Source organism: Methylobacterium symbioticum (assembly GCF_902141845.1).
Lineage (GTDB): Bacteria > Pseudomonadota > Alphaproteobacteria > Rhizobiales > Beijerinckiaceae > Methylobacterium > Methylobacterium symbioticum.
This window is the reverse complement of the sequence record NZ_CABFPH010000027.1, coordinates 1-22,129: the sequence shown is the minus strand read 5'-3', so window position 1 is coordinate 22,129 and position 22,129 is coordinate 1. Positions and strand designations below refer to the sequence as shown.

22 protein-coding genes are annotated in these 22,129 nt (G+C 68.5%); 8 read left to right on the top strand and 14 right to left on the bottom strand.

Translation table 11 applies throughout. The features are described 5' to 3' along the window. Positions 1-295: 295 nt before the first annotated feature. Positions 296-595 (top strand): hypothetical protein, encoded by a 300-nt coding sequence (locus tag MET9862_RS11405; RefSeq protein WP_244612677.1) that lies wholly within the window; start codon positions 296-298, stop codon positions 593-595. A gap of 5 nt (positions 596-600) precedes the next feature. Beyond that, positions 601-843: a BrnA antitoxin family protein gene (locus MET9862_RS11400; RefSeq protein WP_142583108.1), complete on the top strand. Its 243-nt coding sequence runs from the start codon at positions 601-603 to the stop codon at positions 841-843. 118 nt (positions 844-961) lie between these two features. Here MET9862_RS11400 and MET9862_RS11395 read toward each other — a convergent pair whose 3' ends face one another. Both MET9862_RS11395 and MET9862_RS11390 read right to left on the bottom strand, forming a co-directional pair. Next, complete coding sequence (locus MET9862_RS11395) at positions 962-1,159, bottom strand: hypothetical protein (protein ID WP_142583073.1); 198 nt, start codon at positions 1,157-1,159, stop codon at positions 962-964. Then, a complete protein-coding gene (locus tag MET9862_RS11390; protein ID WP_142583072.1) occupies positions 1,159-2,235 on the bottom strand; it encodes an adenylate/guanylate cyclase domain-containing protein in 1,077 nt (358 codons plus the stop codon). The genes MET9862_RS11395 and MET9862_RS11390 overlap by 1 nt, the downstream gene beginning before the upstream one ends. Positions 2,236-2,491: 256 nt before the next feature. On the opposite strand from MET9862_RS11390, the gene MET9862_RS11385 reads away from it, so the two are divergent. After that, entirely contained in the window at positions 2,492-3,331 is an 840-nt protein-coding gene (locus MET9862_RS11385; RefSeq protein ID WP_142583107.1) for an aldo/keto reductase, read from the top strand. Here the strand turns inward: MET9862_RS11385 and MET9862_RS11380 are convergent. The 5 genes from MET9862_RS11380 to rpmI form a co-directional block, all read right to left on the bottom strand. Further along, a complete protein-coding gene (locus MET9862_RS11380) occupies positions 3,326-4,174 on the bottom strand; it encodes a DUF1186 domain-containing protein (RefSeq protein ID WP_142583071.1) in 849 nt (282 codons plus the stop codon). The genes MET9862_RS11385 and MET9862_RS11380 overlap by 6 nt on opposite strands. Before the next feature lie 104 nt (positions 4,175-4,278). Beyond that, the gene (gene pheT, locus MET9862_RS11375) at positions 4,279-6,699 is read right to left on the bottom strand and encodes a phenylalanine--tRNA ligase subunit beta (protein ID WP_142583070.1); all 2,421 of its coding nucleotides are present in this window, start codon (positions 6,697-6,699) and stop codon (positions 4,279-4,281) included. 82 nt (positions 6,700-6,781) lie between these two features. Further along, positions 6,782-7,870 carry a phenylalanine--tRNA ligase subunit alpha gene (gene pheS / locus MET9862_RS11370; RefSeq protein ID WP_142583069.1) on the bottom strand — a complete coding sequence of 363 codons (1,089 nt, stop codon included), beginning with the start codon at positions 7,868-7,870 and terminating at the stop codon, positions 6,782-6,784. A gap of 188 nt (positions 7,871-8,058) precedes the next feature. Then, positions 8,059-8,424: a 50S ribosomal protein L20 gene (gene rplT / locus MET9862_RS11365; RefSeq protein ID WP_142583068.1), complete on the bottom strand. Its 366-nt coding sequence runs from the start codon at positions 8,422-8,424 to the stop codon at positions 8,059-8,061. Positions 8,425-8,474: 50 nt separating this feature from the next. After that, positions 8,475-8,678 (bottom strand): 50S ribosomal protein L35, encoded by a 204-nt coding sequence (gene rpmI / locus MET9862_RS11360; RefSeq protein ID WP_142583067.1) that lies wholly within the window; start codon positions 8,676-8,678, stop codon positions 8,475-8,477. 401 nt (positions 8,679-9,079) lie between these two features. Between rpmI and MET9862_RS11355 the strand changes: the two genes are divergently transcribed. Both MET9862_RS11355 and MET9862_RS11350 read left to right on the top strand, forming a co-directional pair. Beyond that, on the top strand, positions 9,080-10,213 hold the full coding sequence (locus MET9862_RS11355) for a glycosyltransferase family 4 protein (RefSeq protein WP_142583066.1): 1,134 nt from the start codon (positions 9,080-9,082) through the stop codon (positions 10,211-10,213). Positions 10,214-10,380: 167 nt separating this feature from the next. Beyond that, the gene (locus MET9862_RS11350; RefSeq protein WP_142583065.1) at positions 10,381-12,708 is read left to right on the top strand and encodes an amylo-alpha-1,6-glucosidase; all 2,328 of its coding nucleotides are present in this window, start codon (positions 10,381-10,383) and stop codon (positions 12,706-12,708) included. Here the strand turns inward: MET9862_RS11350 and MET9862_RS11345 are convergent. Next, a complete protein-coding gene (locus tag MET9862_RS11345; RefSeq protein ID WP_142583064.1) occupies positions 12,659-13,000 on the bottom strand; it encodes a hypothetical protein in 342 nt (113 codons plus the stop codon). The genes MET9862_RS11350 and MET9862_RS11345 overlap by 50 nt on opposite strands. A gap of 229 nt (positions 13,001-13,229) precedes the next feature. On the opposite strand from MET9862_RS11345, the gene dapE reads away from it, so the two are divergent. Next, on the top strand, positions 13,230-14,393 hold the full coding sequence (gene dapE / locus MET9862_RS11340) for a succinyl-diaminopimelate desuccinylase (RefSeq protein WP_142583063.1): 1,164 nt from the start codon (positions 13,230-13,232) through the stop codon (positions 14,391-14,393). Here dapE and truA read toward each other — a convergent pair. From truA to recR, 4 genes are all read right to left on the bottom strand, one after another. Further along, positions 14,372-15,136 (bottom strand): tRNA pseudouridine(38-40) synthase TruA, encoded by a 765-nt coding sequence (gene truA / locus MET9862_RS11335; protein WP_142583062.1) that lies wholly within the window; start codon positions 15,134-15,136, stop codon positions 14,372-14,374. The genes dapE and truA overlap by 22 nt on opposite strands. Before the next feature lie 12 nt (positions 15,137-15,148). Continuing rightward, complete coding sequence (gene fmt, locus MET9862_RS11330; RefSeq protein ID WP_142583061.1) at positions 15,149-16,078, bottom strand: methionyl-tRNA formyltransferase; 930 nt, start codon at positions 16,076-16,078, stop codon at positions 15,149-15,151. Further along, a complete protein-coding gene (gene def / locus MET9862_RS11325; RefSeq protein ID WP_142583060.1) occupies positions 16,078-16,593 on the bottom strand; it encodes a peptide deformylase in 516 nt (171 codons plus the stop codon). The genes fmt and def overlap by 1 nt, the downstream gene beginning before the upstream one ends. 103 nt (positions 16,594-16,696) lie before the next feature. Then, positions 16,697-17,302, bottom strand: coding sequence for a recombination mediator RecR (gene recR, locus MET9862_RS11320; RefSeq protein ID WP_142583059.1), 606 nt, complete (start codon positions 17,300-17,302; stop codon positions 16,697-16,699). A 451-nt stretch (positions 17,303-17,753) separates the two neighbouring features. Between recR and MET9862_RS11315 the strand changes: the two genes are divergently transcribed. Then, positions 17,754-19,373 carry a phosphoenolpyruvate carboxykinase gene (locus MET9862_RS11315; protein ID WP_142583058.1) on the top strand — a complete coding sequence of 540 codons (1,620 nt, stop codon included), beginning with the start codon at positions 17,754-17,756 and terminating at the stop codon, positions 19,371-19,373. A 357-nt stretch (positions 19,374-19,730) separates the two neighbouring features. After that, positions 19,731-20,744: a PAS domain-containing protein gene (locus MET9862_RS11310; protein ID WP_142583057.1), complete on the top strand. Its 1,014-nt coding sequence runs from the start codon at positions 19,731-19,733 to the stop codon at positions 20,742-20,744. A gap of 58 nt (positions 20,745-20,802) precedes the next feature. Here the strand turns inward: MET9862_RS11310 and MET9862_RS11305 are convergent, their stop codons facing one another. Then, the gene (locus MET9862_RS11305) at positions 20,803-21,561 is read right to left on the bottom strand and encodes a class I SAM-dependent methyltransferase (protein ID WP_244612675.1); all 759 of its coding nucleotides are present in this window, start codon (positions 21,559-21,561) and stop codon (positions 20,803-20,805) included. A gap of 10 nt (positions 21,562-21,571) precedes the next feature. Continuing rightward, positions 21,572-21,895, bottom strand: coding sequence for a YbaB/EbfC family nucleoid-associated protein (locus MET9862_RS11300; protein WP_142583056.1), 324 nt, complete (start codon positions 21,893-21,895; stop codon positions 21,572-21,574). Positions 21,896-22,129: the final 234 nt, after the last annotated feature.

Here is a 22,129-nt window from a genome sequence, read left to right as displayed (position 1 = left end):
CGCCGCGCCGGTGAACATCTGATGATCCGTCGGTCACGCGCCGTTCTCGGAGCTAAAAATCCTGCGACTAGCGGTTGTCCCAGCCGGAATTGGGGCGGGAAATTTTGGTCTAACGCTGGCGGTTCCGGCACGGCCCCCTACATATTGTGTGCCGTGCCCGCCGAAGATCCTTCGCGGCCGTTCGTCGGGTCGGAATGTCGGCCCGTGATTCACTCCCCTCCGGGGCCGGACCTGCATCAGCCGATGCTCTCGTGCGTTCTCGAACGCTCGGGCGGCCAGGCCAGAAAGGGACAGGATGAGCCAGCAGATCGACACCGAGATCGAGATCGACGACGAGGTTCAGGATGCCGAGGCTCAGGCCAAGGCGAAGGCTGAGAACCGCGCGGAGCGAGCGGAGCGGGCGGAGCGCATGGCCCGCGAGGGTGCGCAGGCGATGGCCGAGCACCTCGCCGCGATCAAGGCCGTCGATGAACGGACGGTGCGCCTGCGGGCCCTGCGTCTCGCAAAGGAAGCTGCCGACGCCCAGGCAAAGGCCGCCGAGCCGCCTGCCAGCCGCAAGACCGGCACGCGCAAGGCCGCGGCGAAGAAGGCTTGACGATCTTGTCAGAGACGCGAGGTCGCCGATCCTCCGATCCGCGCAAAGCTGCGGAGGCCGCGTTCCGGGCGGCCACCACGCGCCGGCCGGAAGGTCCTGTGGAAGCCCCTGCCTCTGCCGCGATCCCCGGAATTCGCGAGAGCGTCACGCTGCGCATCGACAGCGCCGTGCTTGAGCATTTCCAGAAGGACGGTCCCGGTTGGCAGGACCGGATCAACGATGCACTGAAGGCGCTGATCGCGCGTTAGCGCCTGTGCCGTGACTGGGCCGCCAGTCCTGCGGACAAGTGCGGTGCACCCGATACGATCGATGCCGTCTCGGCCGGAGCGACGGGCGCTCCGGCGGCGAGCGTTCGGTCCTGTCGCGTCAGCGGCGCTGCGGTGCCGGCACCAGCCGGGCGCTGAAGCTGAGCAGGATCAGCAGCACGCCGAGGGCGAACTGCCAGCGCTCGATATCCCCGCCCATCGAAATGACAACCGCGTGCCCGATCACGATCAGGCCGGCGAGCGGGAAGCCGAATTGCAGGAGAGGGCGAAGGATGCGCAAGGCGCCGTCGCCTGCCATCAGCGCCGCCCCATCGCCCGGATCGGCCGGCGCAGGGGCCGTACCGTGTCCGTCCCCGCCACGTCCCGTTCGAGAGTGGCGATCGACAGGGGCTGGCCGCGACCGCGCAGGGCATGCGCGCCGAGGGAGCGAGCCTGGATGCCGGGTGGCAAATCCGGCAAACGGTCGAGCAGATCCTGCGAGATCAGGATGCTGGCGCCGAGCGGGCGGCACAGGGCCTCGATCCGGGAGGTGACGTTCACCGCATCCCCGAAATAGGCGATCTTGTGCCGGTCGACACCGACTTCGGCCGTCACGACCGAGCCGCCATGCAAGGCGGCCCGCAGGCGCGGCACCGTGCCGAAACGGGCGATCCAGCTGTCAGCCTCCGCTTCGATCTTGTCGAGCACGTCGAAGACGCAGGCGACGCAGCGTGCCTCGGGCAGGCCCCGGCTCATCGGCCAGGTGATCATGGCAAGGTCGCCGATATAGTCGTCGGTCGAGCCCAGATTGCGCCGCACCGGCTCGGCGAGGGCCGCGAAGACGGCGCTCAGATATTCCTGAGCGCGCAGGTCGCCATGGGTCTCGGCGAAAGCGGTCGAGCCGACCACGTCGAGGAACAGGAAGATCCGTTCCTCCTCAACCGGTCGGTGGTAGCGCCCGACGAGCAGGTTCACGAAGACCTCGGCCCCGATGAGGTCGCGCATGCGGATGACGAAGACCAGAAGCGCCGAGACGGCGAGCGCGTAGGTGAGCACGCGCGGCGTTATCCGGATCGCCTCGTTCAGCGGATCGCCCGTCAATCCGAAGGTCCAGACGACGAGGCCACCGAGGGCATTGCCGAGGACGATCATGGCGACGTAGGCGAGCTCGGCCGCCGGCACGAACAGGACGGCCGGCAGGCGGCGGATGTGGGCCTGGAGGCCTGCCAGGATCAGTCCGCGATCGAAGGCGAGGGCCGTGCCGCCCATGCACAGGCCGTAGGCGAGCCCGGCGAGCGGCGACGCGCCCGCGGCGAAGACGAAATTGTAGACGACGCCGGCCCCCGCCGTGGCGAGCAGGATGAAGATCCAGAACCAGCGATGCTGCGGCAGCATCCACGCCCCCCGTTCGGTCCACGTCCGCAGCGACGGCGAGGCCGGGCCGCCCGTAAGCGACATCCTGGCCGAAAGTCTACCACCGACGACGGGACCGACCCATTGCTCATTCCCCGTTGATGGCGTGAATAAGGCGGTCTACGCGGATGCGACGCGCCCGCCCCGAGCCCAACAACCACAGGTTGGGTTCTGCCGGACGCGCATGACGAAGCCGCGGACGCGTCGTGAAAGTCGGCGGCACGAGAGGGAGCGCTGCATGTACGCCAGAGGCTTCGGCTCGACGGGGGTACGGGTGCCCGTGATCGGCCAGGGCACGTGGCGCATCGACTCGGCGGACCGCTCCGCCGCGGTGGAGGCGTTGCGGGCCGGCATCGATGCGGGAATGACGCATATCGATACGGCCGAGATGTACGACGACGGCGAGGCGATCGTGCGCGAGGCCGTTGAAGGTCTCCGGGAGGAAGTCTTTCTCGTCTCCAAGGTGGTGCCCGGCAACGCGACGCGCCGCGGAGTCGTGCGCGCCTGCGAGCAGTCGCTGAAGCGCCTCGGCACCGACCGGCTCGACTGTTACCTGCTGCACTGGCCCGGTCATCATCCGCTCGAGGAAACGATTGCGGGGTTCGAGGACCTGCGCCGCGACGGCAAGATCCTGTCCTGGGGGCTCAGCAATTTCGACGTGGACGATCTGGAAGCCGCGCTGCGGATCGCCGGGCCCTACCGCATCGCCTGCAATCAGGTGCTCTACCACCTCGGCGAACGGGCCATCGAGCACGCGGTCATCCCCTGGTGCGCGCAGCACGGCGTCGCGCTCGTCGGCTACTCACCCTTCGGAAGCGGCGAATTTCCCGACCCGTCGAGCGCGGGCGGCGCCGTGCTCGCGAGCATCGCCCAAGCCCACGGGACGACGCCCTACGCGGTGGCCCTGGCTTTCCTCACGCGGCTCGACAACACCTTCACCGTGCCGAAGACCGTGCGCGCCGCGCGGGCGATCGAGAATGCCGGCGCTGCCGATCTCGTGTTGAACGCGGCCGAGATCGCGATGATCGATGCGCATTTCCCGCGGGGGCCGCGTCCCCGCACGCTGCCGATGCTATAGGTCGGCTTCGACCGTCGGCAGGCAGCATTTCTTGAACTTCTTGCCGCTGCCGCAGGGGCAGGGGTCATTGCGGCCCACATCCTTGTACGGGTTGCGCTGCGGCTCTCCGGCGCCCTCCGCCGTCCAGGCGAGGTCGTCCAGCGGATCGTCGAGGGTGCCGTAGCTCCAGCGGTCGAAGCGGCGCAGGTCGTCCGGCCGCGCCTCCGCCTTGCGCAGGGTCTCCTTGAACCAGGCGAAGTCGCTGAACTCATCGGTGATGCGTCCGTCGCGCCGCGCGGCCTCGACCCTTGGTGCCAGATCGCGGAAGCCGAGCTGCGCGATCGCCTCCTCCCAGCCGATCCAGGCCGGCGCCTCCTCGACGGCCGCGGAGGCCTCGTCGAAACGCACGAGCAGGGCGTGCAGGGCCTCCCGTGGGATCCGGCCTGTGTGGCAGAGGGTGATGCAGGCCGAGAACAACGCCTGCCGCACGGGATCGTCCACAGTGCTGTCGAGGATGAGCGCGAAGATCGGCGCCGGATCCCCATCGAACAGGCTCGCAACGACCTTGGCGAGCGTCGTGGTGACGGCGTCACCGAGATAGGCATCGACCGTGTCACCGTCCTGGCGCAGCAGACGCAGGAGCGGGGGCAGGGCGCGCCCGTCCCGGGCATGCGCCAGCACGTGCAGGCCCCAGAACATCAGGCTCGCTTCAGCCTCCTCCAGGTCGGCGCCGGAGGCGGACTTCTCGAGGAGCCGCAGGGTCTCCGGCGCGAGTACCTCCGGCCGCTCCAGCGCCTCGCGCAGCGCGGCCTTCGGCAGGTGGAGGGAGCCCGAGAGTGCCTCGATCAGCGCGGCGTCGTCCATGCTCCGCTCCTTGGGTGGCCGGTTCGGCGCCAGGCGATGCGATATGGGGAGAGCCCCGATCCGGTCGCTCCGCCGGCTTGTGGCGGGCGAGGCCGGGGCCCCGGTCAGGCCCGCAGGGTGGCGCCGGTCTTGCGCGCGACCTCGGCGACGATCCGCTGGCTCACCGTCTCGATCTCGGCATCGGTCAGGGTGCGCTCGACGGGCTGGAGCCGGACGGCGATGGCCACCGACTTCTGGCCCTCGGGGATGCCCGCGCCCTCGTAGATGTCGAACACGTCGATGCCTGCGACGAGCTTGCGCTCCGCGCCCTGCGCCGCGCGCACGATCTCGCCCGCCGGCACGTCGCGGCCGACCACGAAGGCGAAGTCGCGCGAGAGCGGCTGGAAGTCGGACAGCGCCAGGACGGGCTTGGTCTTGGTCGCCTTCTGCTTCGGCAGCGGCAGGGCGCCCAGATCGATCTCGAAGGCGACGAGCGTCCCCTTCAGGTCGAGGGCCTTCATGACCCGCGGATGGATCTCGCCGAAGAAGCCGACCTGATTCTTCGGCCCGAATTGCAGGGTGCCGGACCGGCCGGGATGGAGCCACGCCGGGCCGCCAGCGGCCACCTGCAGGCCACCAGTCGGCACGCCCAGGCTCGCCAGCAGGGCGAGGGCGTCGGCCTTGGCCTCGAAGGCGTCGACGGTCGCGGCCGTGCCGTCCCAGTGCCGGCCGGCCCCGGTGAAGCCGGCGGTGCCGCGGCGCAGGGCCGCCGCACGCAGGGACTGCCCCTCGGGCTCGTCGTTGCCGAAGCACTGGCCGACCTCGAACAGGGCCACATCCGGGTAGCCGCGGTCGGCGTTGCGCTGGGCCGCGCGCGCGAGGCCGGGGACGAGGCTCGGGCGCATGTCCGACAGGTCGGAGGCGATCGGGTTGGCGAGAACCAGATCCGCGCGTCCGCCCCCGAACAGTTCGGCAACGGCGTGCGGGATGAAGGACCAGGTCACCGCCTCCATCAGGCCGCGGCTCGCCAGCGCTCGGCGGGCGAGGCGGGTGCGCTTCTGCAGGGGCGTGAGCACGGATTTCGCGACGCTGGCGGGCCGGGGCAGGGGCTTCGCCTCGATCCGGTCGAGACCGGCGATGCGCACGATCTCCTCGACGAGATCCGCCTTACCCTCGACGTCCGGGCGCCAGGAGGGGGTGAGTACCTTCACCCGGTCGCCCGAGCCGGCCACGTGGAAGCCGAGGGACTCGAGGATCACCTTCATCTCCGGCCGCGGCAGGTCGATGCCGGCGAGCCGGCGCACCTCCGTCCACGGGAAGTCGATGACATGCTCGGTCTCGGGCAGCTCGCCCGCGATCACGGCCTCGGTCGGGCTGCCGCCGCAGATCTCGAGGACGAGGCGGGTGGCGATGTCGAGGCCGGGCAGGGTCGAGGCCGGATCGACGCCGCGCTCGAAGCGGTAGCGGGCATCCGTCACGACGCCGAGGCGCCGCCCGGTCTGTGCAATGTTCTGCGGATTCCACAGGGCCGATTCGATCAGCACGTCGGTGGTGGTCTCGTCGCAACCCGAGGCCTCGCCGCCGATGATGCCGGCGATCGACTCGATGCCCTGCCGATCAGCGATCACCACCATCTCGGCGGTGAGCGCGTGCGTGCGGCCGTCGAGCGCCTTCAGGCTCTCGCCCTCGCGGGCGAGGCGGACGGAGAGGTCGCCCTGCACCTTGGCCGCGTCGAAGACGTGCAGCGGCCGGCCGCGGTCGAAGGTCATGTAGTTGGTGATGTCGACGAGCGCGTTGATCGGGCGAAGCCCGATCGCCCGCAGCCGCGCCTGCATCCAGTCGGGCGAGGGCCCGTTGCGCACGCCGCGCACGAGGCGAAGGGCGAAGAGCGGGGCGAGGTCGCGGTGGTTCGGGTCGAGGTCGAGGCTGACGCCCACGGGGCAGGGGCCCTCGCCGCGCACCGGCGGCTGCGGCTCGCGCTTCAGGCTGCCGAGACCGGCCGCGGCGAGGTCGCGGGCGATGCCGGTGACGGCGGTGCAGTCCGGCCGGTTCGGGGTCAGGTTGATCTCGATGACCGGATCGTCGAGCCCGGCATAGAGCGCGTAGGGCGTGCCGACGGGCGCGTCCGCGGGCAGGTCGAGGATGCCGTCATGATCGTCGCCGAGGCCCAGCTCGGCGCCCGAGCAGAGCATGCCCCGGCTCTCGACACCGCGGATGGTGCCGACCGCGAGGGTGATGTTCTTGCCCGGAACGTAGGTGCCCGGCGGCGCGAAGACCGAGAGCATGCCGGCGCGGGCGTTGGGCGCGCCGCAGACCACCTGCAGCGGCTGGCCGTCGCCGGCATCGACGGTGCAGACGCGCAGCCGGTCGGCGTTCGGATGCTGCTCGGCGGTGAGCACCTTGGCCACGACGTAGGGCTTCAGGGCGGCGGCCTTGTCCTCGATGCCCTCGACCTCGAGGCCGATGCGCGTGAGCGTCTCGGCGATCTCGTCCAGGGTCGCGGTGGTATCGAGGTGGTCCTTGAGCCAGGAGAGCGTGAACTTCATCGGATAGGTCCCTCGGCAGGCGCCGGTCGGGCCGGCGCGCCGGGCAGGATGCGCGGAGGGCGGCCCGCGGCCGCCGCAGGGATCAGGCGGTCAGGCCGGCGACCAGGCTCGGCACGTCGAGCGGGCGGAAGCCGTAATGGTCGAGCCAGCGCACATCCGCCTCGAAGAAGGGGCGCAGGTCCGGCATGCCGTATTTGAGCATGGCGATGCGGTCGAGACCGACGCCGAAGGCGAAGCCCTGGACCTGGTCCGGATCGAGACCGCAATTGCGCAGCACGTTGGGGTGGACCATGCCGCAGCCGAGGATCTCCAGCCAATCCGTGCCCTCGCCGAAACGGATCTCGCCGCCCTTGCGGGCGCACTGGATGTCGACCTCGGCCGAGGGCTCCGTGAAGGGGAAGAACGAGGGCCGAAAGCGCATCTTCACGGCGTCAACCTCGAAGAAGGCGCGGCAGAACTCCTCCAGGACCCATTTCAGGTTCGCGATATTGGCCGCCGAGTCGATCACCAGCCCCTCGCACTGGTGGAACATCGGCGTGTGGGTCTGGTCGGAATCGTGCCGGTAGGTCCGGCCCGGGATGATCACCCGGATCGGCGGCGCCTTGGTGCGCATGGTGCGGATCTGGACCGGCGAGGTGTGCGTGCGCAGCACCTTCCGCTTCCCCTGCGCGTCGGGCGCGAGGAAGAAGGTGTCGTGCATCTCGCGCGCCGGATGGCCGGGCGGGAAGTTGAGCGCGGTGAAGTTCAGCTCGTCCGTCTCGATGTCCGGCCCCTCGGCCACCGCGAAGCCCATATCGGCGAAGATCGCGGTGATCTCGTCCACGACCTGGGAGATCGGGTGGATGCGTCCGCGCGCTTCCGGCGCCTCGCGCAAGGGCAGCGTCACATCGATCCGCTCGGCTGCGAGACGGGCCTCGAGCGCCGCCTCGGCGAGCGCTTCCCGGCGGCCGGCAAGCGCGCCCTGAACGCGGTCGCGCAGCCCGTTGATCTGGGGGCCGCGGGTCTTGCGCTCGTCGGGCGTCATGGCGCCCAAGGTCTTCAGGAGGTCCGAGACGCTGCCCTTCTTGCCGAGCGCGGCGACGCGCACGGCCTCGAGCGCCGCCTCGTCGGAGGCGGATTCGACCTGGGCCAGGAGATCGCGTTCGAGGGTGTCGAGGTCGGTCGTTGCCATGTCGCCGGTCGTCATGTCGCCGCTGGTCGTGCTGGTGCGGAGGCGTTTGCGCGTTTGCGCGATCTCACGCAAGCGCGCAAACGACGGGCGCCCGCATCGCCGCATTGCGAGGCGCCGGAAAAAGCAAAGGCGCGGCGCTCACGAGGAGCGCCGCGCCTTTCGCAGCATCGCGGGATGCCGGGTCGCGCTCAGGCGGCCTTCGGGAGGGCGGCCTTGGCCTTCTCGACGACGGCGGCGAAGCTCGCCGGCTCGTGGATGGCGAGCTCCGACAGGGCCTTGCGGTCGACGACGATGCCCGACTTGGCGAGGCCATTGATGAAGCGCGAATAGGTCAGGCCATGCTCACGGACCGCGGCGTTGAGGCGCTGGATCCAGAGGGCGCGGAAGGTGCGCTTCTTGTTCTTGCGGTCGCGGTAGGCATACTGCATGCCCTTCTCGACCGCCTGCTTGGCGATGCGGATCGTGTTCTTGCGACGGCCGTAATAGCCCTTCGCCGCCTTCAGGACCTTCTTGTGCTTCGCGTGACTCGTCACGCCGCGCTTGACGCGGGCCATGGGATATCTCCTGGAATTCTAGAATTCAGATACGCTTAAGGATGAAGGACTTACCGCTGGTTCGGCAGGAAGTACTTCTTCACGTTGGCGGCGTCGCCCTCGAACAGGGTCGTGGTGCCGCGCAGGTTGCGGATCTGCTTCGTCGTCCGCTTGATCATCCCGTGGCGCTTGCCGGCCTGGGCGTAGAGGACCTTGCCGGTCCCGGTGATCTTGAAGCGCTTCTTGGCGCCCGATTTCGTCTTCAGCTTGGGCATTTGGCTCTCCGATAGCGCGAACGCTTCCGGCCGGGAGACCGGAACCACGCGCCTTTGATGCTTCATTGAGGAGCAGCACGAACCGCCACGGCAGCCCTACGGCCGGGCGGTTCGACGCGGGGCGGCTTATGACAGAAACGAGACGCCGCATCAATGCCCGGCCCCGAAGGCGCGCCGCCTGCGGCGTCGCCCGGCGCGGCTGGGGCGCATCCGGCCCGAAACCGCGCACGAATCAGCGGTGAGGCGTGGAAATCGGGGACCGGTTTGCGCGTTGCACAAATCGCGCGTGACCGTGGCGGTGCCCAGGAACCATAAACCTTGGCCGTCCGTTTCGTTCATGTCCCACTCAGGCCCGAACGGGTTAGATCCCCGAAATTCCGGCCTTCACAGGAGACACTTTCGTGCGCATTGCCCAGATTGCCCCGCTTTCGGAGGCCGTCCCTCCGAAGTTCTACGGCGGCACCGAGCGCGTCGTGAGCTGGATCACCGAAGAACTCGTCCGCCAGGGCCATGATGTGACCCTGTTCGCCAGCGGCGATTCCCAGACGAGCGCCAAGCTTGCGGCCTGCACGCCGGAGGGCCTGCGCCTGCTCGGCTACCGCGACCACACCGCGAGCCATCTCGCGATGCTGCATCAGGTCCATCGCAGGGCGCACGAATTCGACATCCTGCACTTCCACATCGACCTGCTGCAGTACCCGATGTTCGAGGATCTCTACTACAAGTGCGTCACCACGATGCACGGCCGCCTCGACGTGCCGGACTTCATGCCGGTCTACAAGACCTTCACCGGCATGCCCCTGGTGTCGATCTCCGACAACCAGCGCCTGCCCATGCCCTCGAACTCGAACTGGCTGTCGACCATCCATCACGGCCTGCCGGCGGAGAACTGCCCGTTCTACCCCGAATCGAAGGGCGGCTACCTCGCCTTCCTCGGCCGCATCTCGCCCGAGAAGCGCCCCGACCGCGCGATCGAGATGGCCAAGCGCTCCGGCGTGCCGCTGAAGATCGCCGCGAAGGTCGACAAGGCGGACCAGGAGTACTGGGACGAGGTCATCGAGCCGATGATCCACCACCCGCTGATCGAGTATATCGGCGAGATCAACGAGGAGCAGAAGAAGGACTTCCTCGGCAACGCGCTGGCGCTCGCCTTCCCGATCGATTGGCCGGAGCCCTTCGGCCTGGTGATGATCGAGGCGATGTCGGCCGGCACCCCGGTGATCGCCTTCCGCAACGGCTCGGTCCCCGAGGTGATCAAGGACGGTGTCGGCGGCGTGCTCTGCGACTCGATGGACGAGGCGGTCGCCGCGGTGGACAAGGTCAAGACGATGAGCCGCGCCGGCGTGCGCCGCCACTTCGAGACCGCCTTCACCGCCGAATGCATGGTGAAGAAGTACGTCGCCGCCTACGAGGAGCTGCTCTCGCGCCAGGGCGAGGTCATCAAGCTCTCCAAGGCCGCGCCCTTCGCGCCGCATTATGGCGAGATGAACGGCACCGCCCGTCCGGCGATCTCGGTCGCCGCCATGCCGGCCTGACGACGGCGACGCCGGATTTCGTGCCGGCGCCGGGCCTGCTTCGGGCCGGGCACCCTGGCGGGCGTCCCACAAGCGCCTAACTCAGACGGTCACAAGGGCCGCCGCATCGCGATGCGGCGGCCCTGTCGATTCGTAGCCTGACCACACCCGGACCGGAGAGCTGAAGCATGGCGGAGAGCGTGACGGCGAAGGTGCAGAACACGATGAAGGCGGCTCTGCGCGGCTTCCAGGATGCCGACGAGGTGCTGCCCCCCTATCACATCGAGGCGCAGACCTCGCTCACCGAGCGGCCGCTCCGCGCCCTCAAATACGGCGAGTCCTTCGCCGTGCTCGACTCCTACGGCGATATCGGCGTGCAGCCGGGGCCGGAGGGGCTCTACTTTCAGGACACGCGCTATCTCTCGCGCCTCGAATTCACCGTGGAAGGCCAGCGCCCGCTGATGCTCTCCTCGGTGATGCAGGACGACAACGGCGCGCTGAGCGTCGACATGACGACGCCCGACATCCGCCTCGACGCCCATGACGGGACCACGATCCCGCGCGAGGTGATTGCGATCGAGCGCACCAAGTTCCTGTTCAAGGGCGCCTGCTACGACCGGATCGGCCTGCGCTCCTACGATTCGCGCCACCGCACCCTCCGGATCGCTGTCACCTTCGACGCCGATTACCGCGACCTGTTCGAGGTGCGCGGCACCGACCGGCCGCGGCGCGGGCGCCGGGCCGTTCAGGTGGCGAGCGAGACCGAGGTGCAGTTCCGCTATGTCGGCCTCGACGAGATCGTGCGCACCACCGCCCTGCATTTCGGGCCGACCCCGAAGACCCTGGAGCCAGGCAAGGCGGTGTTCGAGGTCTCCCTGCCGCCGGGCGGCCGGGCCTCGCTGTTCGTGCGCGTGGTGTTTGAATCGCACCGCGCCTTCATCAGCGCGCCGAGCGCCGAGCAGGTCGGCGAGGATGCGGCGGCCAAGCTCTCCCTCGCGGCCGGCAGCAGCGGCGGCGGCCTCCGCCATCCGAAGGGTCTCTCCGAGGGGACGATCTTCGCCCGCGCCTACCGCGACGGGCGGCGTGACCTGCGCGCCCTCTGCGCCGGCATCACCACGATCATCTCCTCGAACGACCAGTTCAACGAGGGCGCCTGCCGCGCCACCGCCGACCTCTACATGCTGGCGAGCCGGACGCCCGAGGGCATCTACCCCTTCGCCGGCATCCCCTGGTACTCCACCGTGTTCGGCCGCGATGGCATCATCACCGCGATGATGGCGCTGTGGATCGACCCGAATTTTGCCAAGGGCGTGCTGCGCTACCTCGCCTCGACCCAGGCCAAGGCGGTCGATCCGGCCGCCGACGCGCAGCCCGGCAAGGTGCTGCACGAGACCCGCCGCGGCGAGATGGCGATGCTCGGCGAGGTGCCGTTCCGGCACTATTACGGCACGATCGACGGCACGCCGCTCTTCGTGATGCTGGCCTGGGAGTACTACGCCGTCACCGGCGACCGCGAGACGATCGCGCGGATCTGGCCGGCCCTGGAACTCGCCCTCGCCTGGATGAACGAGTACGGCGACCGCGACGGCGACGGCTTCGTGGAATATGCCCGCGACACCGACAAGGGCCTGGAGAATCAGGGCTGGAAGGACAGCCACGATTCGATCTTCCATACCGATGGACAACTGGCGAAGGGGCCGATCGCGCTCTGCGAGGTGCAGGGCTACGTCTACGCTGCCAAGAACGGCATGGCGAAGCTCGCGGCCATGCTCGGCCACGATGCCCTGGCCGAGCGGCTGACCCACGAGGCCCGCACCCTGCGCGAGGCGTTCGACGCCGCCTTCTGGAACGAGGAGATCGGCACCTACGCGCTCGCCCTCGACGGGGCCAAGAAGCAGTGCGCGGTGCGCTCCTCGAATGCGGGGCACGCCCTGTTCACCGGCATCGCGCTGCCCGAGCGCGCGGCCAAGGTCGCCGAGCAGCTGCTCTCGAAGGACGGGTTCAACGGATGGGGCGTGCGCACCATCGCCCGCGGCGAGGCGCGCTACAACCCGATGTCCTACCACAACGGCTCGATCTGGCCGCACGACAACGCGATGATCGCGATGGGGCTTGCCCGCTACGACCTCAAGCAGGAGGCGGCCCGGATCTTCCAGGGCATGTTCGAGACCTCGCTCTACCAGGACCAGAAGCGCCTGCCCGAGCTGTTCTGCGGCTTCATGCGGCGGCGCCAGCGCGGGCCGGTCTCCTATCCGGTGGCCTGCAGCCCGCAGGCCTGGGCGGCAGCCGCCCCCTTCGCCTTCCTGGCGGCCTGCCTCGGGCTGGAAATCGACCACGCGCGCAACCGCGTGCGCTTCCGCAACCCGATCCTGCCGCCCTTCCTGGACGGCATCTCGATCTTCAACCTGAAGCTCGGCGGCAGCCGCCTCGACCTCAAGCTGCACCGGCTGGCGGACGACGTCACCGTCAGCGTCCTGCGCCGGACGGGCGACGCCCAGGTGTCGATGGTGAAATAGGCGGCGCGTTCGCCGCCTCGGCTCCGGCCGCCTTCTCCTTGGCGGCCGGCAGGTCGAGGGTCGCGCCCGCGAAGTCGCCCTCCTGCCAGACCAGGCGCATGGGGAAGGGCTTGGCGTATTTCGGCATGCGCAGCAGGAAGGTGGACGGGAGCTTGTGCCGCCGCGCGATCGACATGCGGGTGCCCTTCGGCGTGATGTCGCGAACCACGCAGGCCGCGATCGCGCCGCCCGGCATGATCACGGCGGCCGGAATCGTGACGAAGGTGTGCTTCTGCGTGTCGAGATCCGACATGCAACCCTCAGAAGTGTCTTGATCCGTATTTTCACTCATGATTGTGTCGATCGGCTCCTTTCTCCACAATCACTACGGCTATAGAATGGAATTACGCAATAGATGCTCAAATCGAGATCGAGACTTGCGGTGAATAGGCGCCTAATTGCGCTAAATTTTAACGGTCTGGATCTTGCGCCGAATCCGGCGGCGTGATCGTGTCCGCCCCGCTCGCCTCTCGGAACGCGCCATGTCCTCCCTTGCCCTCGATCTCGCCCAGGCCCTGATCCGCTGCCCCTCGGTCACGCCGGAGGAGGGCGGGGCGCTCGCTCTGCTCGCCCAGGTGCTCGGCGAGGCGGGTTTCGCGGTGGAGCGGCCGGTCTTCTCCGAGCCCGGGACGCCGGACATCGCGAATCTCTACGCCCGGATCGGCACCGGCGCGCCCTGCCTCGTCTTCGCCGGTCATACCGATGTGGTGCCGCCGGGCGACGCGGGCGCTTGGCGGCACGACCCGTTCGGCGGCACGGTGGCGGACGGGATGCTCTACGGCCGTGGCGCCGCCGACATGAAGGGCGGCGTCGCCTGCATGCTCGCCGCGACGCTGGAGCACCTGCGCGCATACGGACTGGAGCGGGGCTCCATCGCCTTCCTGATCACCGGCGATGAGGAGGGGCCGGCGGTCAACGGCACGGTGAAGCTCCTCGACTGGGCGAAGGCGCGCGGCGAGCGTTTCGATCATTGCCTGCTCGGCGAGCCGACCAATCCGCAGGCCCTCGGCGACATGATCAAGATCGGCCGGCGCGGCTCGCTCAGCGGCACGCTCACCGTGCACGGGCGGCAGGGGCATGTCGCCTATCCGCACCGGGCCGAGAACCCGATCCCCGGCCTGATCCGTCTTGTCGCGGCGCTGACCGCCGATCCGATCGACGGCGGCACCGAGCATTTCGACGCCTCGAACCTGGAATTCACGACGATCGACGTCGGCAACCCCGCGACCAACGTCATCCCGGCCGAGGCGCGGGCCGTGTTCAACATCCGCTTCAACGACATCTGGACCGCGCAGACGCTGGGCGACGAGATCCGCGCGCGGTTGCAGACGGCGGCCGGCAACGCGGTGCGCTACACACTCGCGCTGCAGCCCTCGAACGCCCCGGCCTTCCTCACCCGGCCCGACGCCTTCGTGGACCTCGTCTCGGACGCGATCGAGGCCGAGACGGGCCGGCGCCCGGCGCTCTCGACCACCGGCGGTACCTCGGATGCGCGCTTCATCAAGGACGCCTGCCCGGTGATCGAATTCGGCCTCGTCGGCGAGACCATGCATCAGGTCGACGAATGCGTGGCGGTCGCCGACATCGCGCGGCTGACGGCGATCTATCGGCGGGTGCTCGACGCCTATTTCTCCGCTTCGGCGTAGTCCACGCCGGCGAAGGTCAGTCCGCAGGCCGGCGCGAGCGGGCCGCAGCGGTGCTTGGCCCGGGTCGCCAGGATCTCGGCGACGTCGTCTGCGCCTAGGCGGCGGCATCCCGACAGCATCAGCGTGCCGACCATGGCGCGGACCTGATGGTGCAGGAACGAGCGGGCTGCGGTCGAGACCACGATCTCCTCGAACAGGCCGACCTGCTGCCGGGCCACGTCGAGCTGCTCCAGCGTCCGCACCGGACTGTTCGCCTGGCATTCGGCGGCGCGGAAGGCCGAGAAATCGTGGCGGCCGGTGAGCCGCTGCGCGGCCGCGTGCATCAGGTCCGCGTCGAGAGGCCAGGGCACGTGCCAGACCTGGGCGCGGGTCAGCGCGGCCGGGCTCCGGCGGTTGAGGATGCGGTAGCGGTAATGCCGCCGGATCGCGGAATGGCGCGCGTCGAAGCTCTCCGGCACGATCTCCGCGGAGAGCACCGCGACGGGCAGCGGGCGCAGATGCGCGTTCAGCGCGTCGCGCACCGTGTCCGTGCGCCAGTCCTTGGCAAGATCGAGATGGGCGACCTGATGGATGGCGTGGACGCCCGCATCGGTGCGCCCGGCGCAGGTCAGGCGCACCGACTCGCCGGAGAAGCGCAGAACCGCCGCCTCCAGCGCCGCCTGCACGGACGGGTCCTCCGCCTGCCGCTGCCAGCCGCAGAAGGGCGCACCGTCATACTCGATGACGAGCTTGTAGCGCGGCATGGCGTCCGCCGCTCAGGCGAGCCGGGCGCCGGGCTCAAGCCGGGCACCGCGCAGGAAGTCGGCGCCGCTGGCGCTGCCGCCCTTGCCGGCGCGGCGCAGCTCGACCAAGCGCACGGCGCCGCTGCCGCAGGCGACCGTGGCGTCGGCGTCGAGGAGGGTGCCCGGCGCGCTGGTGCCGGCGGCGGCCAAGGCGCGCAGCACCTTCACCCGCTCCAGCCCCTTGCCGAGATCGGCCTCGAAGAAGGCGCCCGGGAAGGGCGCGAGCCCGTTGACCTTGCGCGCCACCGCCTCGGCGGATTCGGACCAGTCGATCCGGGCCTCGTCGTTGGTGATCTTGTGCGCGTAGACGACGCCCTCCGCGGGCTGGGGCGTGAAGGCAAGGTTGCCCCGCTCCAGGCGGCGCAGCGCCTCCGCCATCAGCCCGGCGCCAAGTGGCATCAGGGCATCGTGCAATTCGCCGGCCGTCATGCCGGTCGAGATCGGCAGCCGCGCCTCCAGCGCCACCGGGCCGGTATCGAGACCGGCCTCCATCCGCATCACCCCGACGCCGCTCTCGGCATCGCCCGCCATCACCGCACGCTGGATCGGGGCGGCGCCGCGCCAGCGCGGCAGCAGCGAGCCGTGCAGGTTCAGGCAGCCGTGGCCCGGCAGGTCGAGGATCGCCTGGGGCAGCAGCAGGCCGTAGGCGACGACCACCGCAACGTCGGCCCGGTGCTCCGCGAAGGTCGCGACCGCCTCGGGACCCTTCAGGCTCGCGGGCGTCAGCACAGGGGCGCCGAGCCTGTCGGCCAGCGCGTGGACGGGAGAGGGGCGCAGGGCCATGCCGCGGCCGGCCTTGGCGGGCGCGCGGGTGTAGACGGCCACGATGTCGTGCCCGTCTTCCGCCAGGCGCTGGAGCGTCGGCACCGCGAAATCCGGGGTGCCCATGAAGACGACGCGCATCAGGCGGCGTCGCGCTTGGCCGCCTTGGTGAACTTCTTCATCACGCGGTCGCGCTTCAGCTTCGAGATGTGATCGATGAACAGCGTGCCGTTCAGGTGGTCGATCTCATGCTGGATGCAGGTGGCGAGCAGGCCGTCCGCCTCGATCTCCTGCGTCTGCCCGTCGAGGTCGAGGAAGCGCACGCGGACCCGGTCGGGCCGGATCACCTCGGCATAGTAATCGGGGATCGACAGGCAGCCCTCGTCGTAGCTGCGCGTCTCCTCCGATTCCCAGGTGATCACCGGATCGATGAAGACCTGCGGACGGCGGACATTCTCCTCCTTCGAGGTATCGATGGTCACGAGCCGTTTCGGCACGCCGATCTGGATCGCCGCGAGGCCGACGCCGGGCGCGTCATACATCGTCTCCAGCATGTCGTCGGCGAGCTTGCGGATCTCGCCCGTCACGGAGCCGACGGGCTCGGAGACGAGCCGCAGGCGCGAATCCGGCAGGATGACGAGGGGAAGGATGGCCATGGATCGACGGGAATGGCTCGACGGGGGCAGGGCGCGCGCGCGGGCGATGCGCGAAAGCGCAAGGCAATAGGGTGGGGCGCCGAAGCGGTCAAATGAAGAGGGTTCAGAACGCCGTCCGGCTGCGGATCGCCGCCGAGAGCGTTCCCTCGTCGAGATAGTCGAGCTCACCGCCGACCGGCACGCCGTGGGCGAGCCGGGTCACCTTGAGATTCAGGTGGCGGATCGATTCGGTGACGTAATGGGCCGTGGTCTGGCCGTCGACGGTCGCGTTCAGCGCCAGGATCACCTCCGTGACTGCCGGGTCGCTCGCACGCTCCACGAGCTTGGCGATGTTGAGATGCTCCGGCCGCACCCCGTCGAGGGCGGAGAGCACGCCTCCGAGCACGTGGTAGCGCGCGGAAACCGCGCCCGATCGCTCCAGCGCCCAGAGATCGGACACGTCCTCGACCACCACGAGGGTGGTCGGGTCGCGGGCCGGATCGCGGCAGACGGTGCAGGGGTCGCGGGTATCGACGTTGCCGCACGTGCTGCAGACCACGATGCTCTCGGCGGCGATCCGCATCGCCTCGGCGAGGGGGCCGAGCAGCGTGTCCCGCTTCTTGATCAGCTGCAGGGCGGCGCGCCGGGCGGAGCGAGGGCCGAGCCCCGGCATGCGAGCGAGGAGCTGGATCAGGCGCTCGATCTCGGGTCCGGCGACGGCTTGAGGCATGGGTTCTCGAACTCACTCGTGCACGGCACGGGGCAGGGGCCTGCGGACGGGGCGGGCGCCCCCACAGCGCATAGCGGTACAGGCAGCCCATGTGGAAGGGCGCGTCTCGCCGCGCGCCCGCCGTCGAGCCGTCAGAGTATCTGGTCGACCATGTTACAATATAGCAGATCCGTCCACGAAGCACCCGGACAGGATCTTGCCATTCATGGTCTGGGGTGGGCCGACACTTGAATGGTCCTGAGGGGCCGGTTTTCTCCACACATCCTCGGCCTACATTTGGTTGTGCTTGGTAGTCTAGGCCAAAAATACATATTGACGCGACAGCGTGGCTGTCCAACCAAAGCGGGGCCGGGAGCGGCGAGCGATCGGACGCTTCCACGAATGAGCCACGGACACCCTGACCTGTCCGGGTTGCGAAACGGCACGAACCAGGGGCTCGGGAGACACGAACGTGACCAATATCGGTGAGTTCAACACGGGCCACGGCGCGGAAGCGATCGGCTTTCGCGACCTGAAGGCCGTCCACTGGAACTTCGAGGCGCCGCGCCTCTACGAGGAGGCGCTGAGCCGCAAGGAGGCGCAGCTCGCCAAGGGCGGGGCTCTGGTTGCCACGACCGGCAGCCATACCGGCCGCTCGCCCAAGGACAAGTTCGTGGTGCGCGATGCGGCCACCGAGAACGAGGTCTGGTGGGACAACAACGGCGCGATCACGCCCGAGCAGTTCGAGACGCTATACCAGGACTTCCTGAAGCACGCCGAAGGCAAGGAGCTCTTCGCGCAGGACCTCTACGGCGGCGCCGACCCGGCCCACCGCGTGAAGGCCCGCGTCTTCACCGAGCTTGCTTGGCACTCCCTGTTCATCCGCAACCTGCTGATCCGGCCCGACCGCTCGGAGATCGGGACCTACCGGCCCGACATGACGATCATCGACCTGCCGAGCTTCCAGGCGGACCCCGCCCGGCACGGCTGCCGCTCGAAGACCGTGATCGCGATCGATTTCAGCAGGAAGATCGTCCTTATCGGCGGTTCGGCCTATGCCGGCGAGATGAAGAAGTCGGTCTTCACCTACCTGAACTACATCCTGCCCGGTCAGGGCGTGATGCCGATGCACTGCTCGGCCAACGCGGCGCTCGACGCCGAGGGCGGCTCGGCGATCTTCTTCGGCCTGTCCGGCACCGGCAAGACCACGCTCTCGAACGATTCCTCGCGCCAGCTCCTCGGCGACGACGAGCACGGCTGGTCGAACGAGGGCATCTTCAACTTCGAGGGCGGCTGCTACGCCAAGACCATCCGCCTCTCGCGCAACGCCGAGCCCGAGATCTACGCCACCACCGAGCGCTTCGGCACGGTGATGGAGAACGTGGTGATCGACCCGACCACCCGAGTGCCGGACTTCGACGACGCCTCGCTCACCGAGAACACCCGCTGCGCCTACCCGCTCGACTTCATCGCGAATGCCAGCGCCACAGGCCGGGCCGGGCACCCGAAGAACATCGTCATGCTGACCTGCGATGCCTTCGGCGTGATGCCGCCGATCGCCAAGCTGACCGGCGCCGAGGCGATGTACCACTTCCTCTCGGGCTACACCGCGAAGGTGGCAGGCACCGAGCGCGGCCTGACCGGCCCGGAGGCGACCTTCTCGACCTGCTTCGGCGCCCCCTTCATGCCGCGGCATCCGAGCACCTACGGCAACCTGCTGCGCGACCTCATCGGCAAGCACAGCGTGGATTGCTGGCTCGTGAACACCGGCTGGACCGGCGGCGGCGTCGGCACCGGCCGCCGCATGCCGATTCGGGTCACCCGCCGCCTGCTGACGGCCGCCCTCGACGGCTCGCTCTCGAAGGCCGAATTCCGCCGCGACCCCTATTTCGGTTTCGCGGTGCCGGTCGCCGTACCCGGTGTCGAGCCGCATATCTTAACCCCCGTTAAGACTTGGGCGAACAAGGGTGCCTTCGTCGAGACCGCGGCGCGCCTCGTGCAGATGTTCGAGGACAACTTCAAGCGGTTCGAGACCCATGTCGACGCCGACGTGCGTCAGGCCGGCCCGGCCGCTCAATCGATCGCGGCCTGAGCCTCCCCCACGAGCGTCTGCCTTCGCAGCGCCCGCGATCACCACCGACCCTCCCCGCCGTCGCGGGGAGGGTTTTTTGTTGAGCGGTCGACCTGAGAAGGCAACCTCAACGATCATCATCGGTCGCTAAAGCGTTCGCACCACAGATCAGCTATCCATACTGATTTCGGGGTCTCGACCGGAATACCCGGATGGGGTAGGGGAGGATTTGGAAGTCGCTGAGTGGTGACAGATGGCGCACCAGCGTCTTCGAGAACACGATTTCTTGATGAATATGGCGATCAGAAGCGAAATTTCGACTTTATTTTTGTGATGGTTTGATGCCGAAGCATGATCATGAATCAATAAGTCACGTATATGAGCGGCGTTTTAGTCAAATCTGCTGCATTTAATCCCGACCCCGGAAGCGAGCTGCAGATCGGTCTGTGGTCTGTCCGGTTCGCGACGAACGAGCAGGTCTGGTCTCCCGGATTGTTCCGAATGCTCGGACTGAACCCGGAAACTACAAGGCCGAGCTACGGCCTTTTTTTAAGCCTGATTCATCCCGAAGACCGGCAGGGTCTGGAACCGCAACTGCTGGTGCAAGGGGTCAGTTCCTTGTTCCGGACCGTGCGGGTGATCCTTCCCGATGGTGCGATCCGCACCCTGTCGCTCCGCATCGAGGTTCATCTCGGCATCGACGCACGGCCCATCGGGCTGCGCGGCATCGCCCTCGACGTCAGCGACAAGGAGAGTCTGGCCCGCTTCCAAGAGATCGAGCGGCAGCGGCGCGAAGCTCTGTACCGCACGTCCCAGATCACGACGTTCTCCCTCGACTTGGACCTGCGCTACGAGTTTCCGGATTCGGTCTCGGAGGTGCATGGTCTCGATCACGACGAGATCTGCCTCGATCCCTTCCTGATGGTCATTCCCGAGGAGCGTGAGCGGTTCCGGGTTCACGCCTGGGAGACCGACAGCCGGCGGCTGAACTTCCAGGGCCTGGTGCACGAGCGGCTCACCAACGGGGACATCCGGCATTTCCGGATCGTGGCCGCTGCCGTCTGGGGGCTGGAGGGCACCTATCTCGGCCGGACGGGGCTTAAATATCCCGTCGAGAAGCCGGAGCGCGCGCAGGTGAGCGACCGCTTGCGGATAGCCCTGGAGCAATCCGTGCAGGGCCACCACCTGCGAGCCGCGCGGGCGCTCCTCGACTGGTCGATGGCGGCGCTGGCCGGGGCCAGCGGATTGTCGCTCTCCACGGTGCGCCGCCTGGAGGAGGACGGCGCACCGCAATCCGACCGGTCGCGCCACCGGGCCATTGAGGCCCTGCGCGCGGGCGGCGTGCGGTTCCTCAGCATGGATGACGGCACCGTCGCGGTCGCGCGGGCCTGAGCGCCGCGCCGCGCGGGCTTGCCGATCCGGTTGCCGCTCGGATCGCGTGGACGCCGGATCAGACCCGGAAGTACAGCGAGTGGTCCTCGCCGCTCAGGATATCGGCCGAGCGCTGGACCGGGGTCTCGGCATACATCGCGGCGATGCGCTCGGCCGGGTCGGGCAGGTTGCGGAAGGCGCGCACGATCTCGCGGTAGCGGTCGTGCAGCAACCGCGACGACGGGTCGAGCCCGGTGATGCAGACGAGCCCGGTGGGGGGACAATCCACCAGCACCACGTCGAGGTCCGGCCGGTAGGTCTTGAGGATCGGCACGATCTTCCAGACGTCGCCGGTCCACATCGCCTTGAACGGGTCGGTGCGCGGCGCCGCCGGATCGCGGGTCGTCATCTCGATGTTGAGCGGCATGCAATCGTGCAGGACGATCAGCCCGTTCGGGTCGCTCACGGCCTCGGTGTTGTAGAAGTCGCGCAGCAGGAACTCGAACAGGTGCAGGCCATCGAGGAAGGCGAGATCGATGCCGCCGCCGATCAGCGACCGCACATCCGTCTCCGCGAAGAAGCGGTCGCTGGTGCAGCGATGGAGCAGGGTGCGGCGCTTCTCCTTCGTCACGTCCTCCTGCAGCACGTAGTCGGGATCGACGCCGATGGCGGTGTCGCAGGCGATCCGGGTCAGGGCGTGGCCGAAATGGACACCGATCTCCAGGTAGTTGCGCGTGCCGCGCTTGCGCGCCAGCTCGGCCAGGAAATCGAGATAGAGCGTGCCCGAGAAGCCCGGATGGAGCTGCGCGGGCCGCCCCGGGCGGAGCAGGTTGATCATCGCCGCCGGCCTAGAAGGGCAGCTTCATGCCGGGGGGGAGGGGCAGGCCCTTGGTCAGCTCGGCCATGCGCTCCTGCGCCGCCTGCTCGGCCTTGCCGCGGGCATCGTTGAGGGCGGCGACCAGCAGATCTTCCAGGATCTCGCGCTCGTCGGCGACCATCAGGCTCGGGTCGATCCGCACGGACCGGGTCTGGCCCTTGGCGGTCATCGTCACCTGGACGGCATCGCCGCCGGCGGCCCCAGTGACCTCGACGGTTTCAAGCTCCTCCTGCAGGTTCGCCATCTTCTCCTGCATGGCCTGGGCCTGCTTCATCAGCCCCATGATGTCGCGCATGGCGGGTCCCGTCCGGTTCGAGTTCTCTGGTCCGATGTAAGCCGCGAACGGACGAGATGCTACGCCTCGTCCTCGGCGCCCGCCTCGGCGGCGTCGGCCTCGCCGAGAATCTCGGTCTAGATCGGAAGAGCGGCGTGGAGGGGAAGAGGGTAGATCTCGGGGGGCGCCGGATCATTAAAAAAAAAAAAAAAATAGTAGATTGTGAGATGAGTGTATGATGCATGAAACGAGAGT

Bases quoted from the DNA above. Each gene is read 5' to 3' on its own strand.
- MET9862_RS11405 (WP_244612677.1), top strand. From the start codon at position 296: ATGAGCCAGCAGATCGACACCGAGATCGAGATCGACGACGAGGTTCAG.
- MET9862_RS11395 (WP_142583073.1), bottom strand. From the start codon at position 1,159: ATGGCAGGCGACGGCGCCTTGCGCATCCTTCGCCCTCTCCTGCAATTC.
- MET9862_RS11390 (WP_142583072.1), bottom strand. From the start codon at position 2,235: ATGCTGCCGCAGCATCGCTGGTTCTGGATCTTCATCCTGCTCGCCACG.
- MET9862_RS11385 (WP_142583107.1), top strand. From the start codon at position 2,492: ATGTACGCCAGAGGCTTCGGCTCGACGGGGGTACGGGTGCCCGTGATC.
- MET9862_RS11380 (WP_142583071.1), bottom strand. From the start codon at position 4,174: ATGGACGACGCCGCGCTGATCGAGGCACTCTCGGGCTCCCTCCACCTG.
- pheT (WP_142583070.1), bottom strand. From the start codon at position 6,699: ATGAAGTTCACGCTCTCCTGGCTCAAGGACCACCTCGATACCACCGCG.
- pheS (WP_142583069.1), bottom strand. From the start codon at position 7,870: ATGGCAACGACCGACCTCGACACCCTCGAACGCGATCTCCTGGCCCAG.
- rplT (WP_142583068.1), bottom strand. From the start codon at position 8,424: ATGGCCCGCGTCAAGCGCGGCGTGACGAGTCACGCGAAGCACAAGAAG.
- rpmI (WP_142583067.1), bottom strand. From the start codon at position 8,678: ATGCCCAAGCTGAAGACGAAATCGGGCGCCAAGAAGCGCTTCAAGATC.
- MET9862_RS11350 (WP_142583065.1), top strand. From the start codon at position 10,381: ATGGCGGAGAGCGTGACGGCGAAGGTGCAGAACACGATGAAGGCGGCT.
- MET9862_RS11345 (WP_142583064.1), bottom strand. From the start codon at position 13,000: ATGTCGGATCTCGACACGCAGAAGCACACCTTCGTCACGATTCCGGCC.
- dapE (WP_142583063.1), top strand. From the start codon at position 13,230: ATGTCCTCCCTTGCCCTCGATCTCGCCCAGGCCCTGATCCGCTGCCCC.
- truA (WP_142583062.1), bottom strand. From the start codon at position 15,136: ATGCCGCGCTACAAGCTCGTCATCGAGTATGACGGTGCGCCCTTCTGC.
- fmt (WP_142583061.1), bottom strand. From the start codon at position 16,078: ATGCGCGTCGTCTTCATGGGCACCCCGGATTTCGCGGTGCCGACGCTC.
- def (WP_142583060.1), bottom strand. From the start codon at position 16,593: ATGGCCATCCTTCCCCTCGTCATCCTGCCGGATTCGCGCCTGCGGCTC.
- recR (WP_142583059.1), bottom strand. From the start codon at position 17,302: ATGCCTCAAGCCGTCGCCGGACCCGAGATCGAGCGCCTGATCCAGCTC.
- MET9862_RS11310 (WP_142583057.1), top strand. From the start codon at position 19,731: ATGAGCGGCGTTTTAGTCAAATCTGCTGCATTTAATCCCGACCCCGGA.
- MET9862_RS11305 (WP_244612675.1), bottom strand. From the start codon at position 21,561: ATGATCAACCTGCTCCGCCCGGGGCGGCCCGCGCAGCTCCATCCGGGC.
- MET9862_RS11300 (WP_142583056.1), bottom strand. From the start codon at position 21,895: ATGCGCGACATCATGGGGCTGATGAAGCAGGCCCAGGCCATGCAGGAG.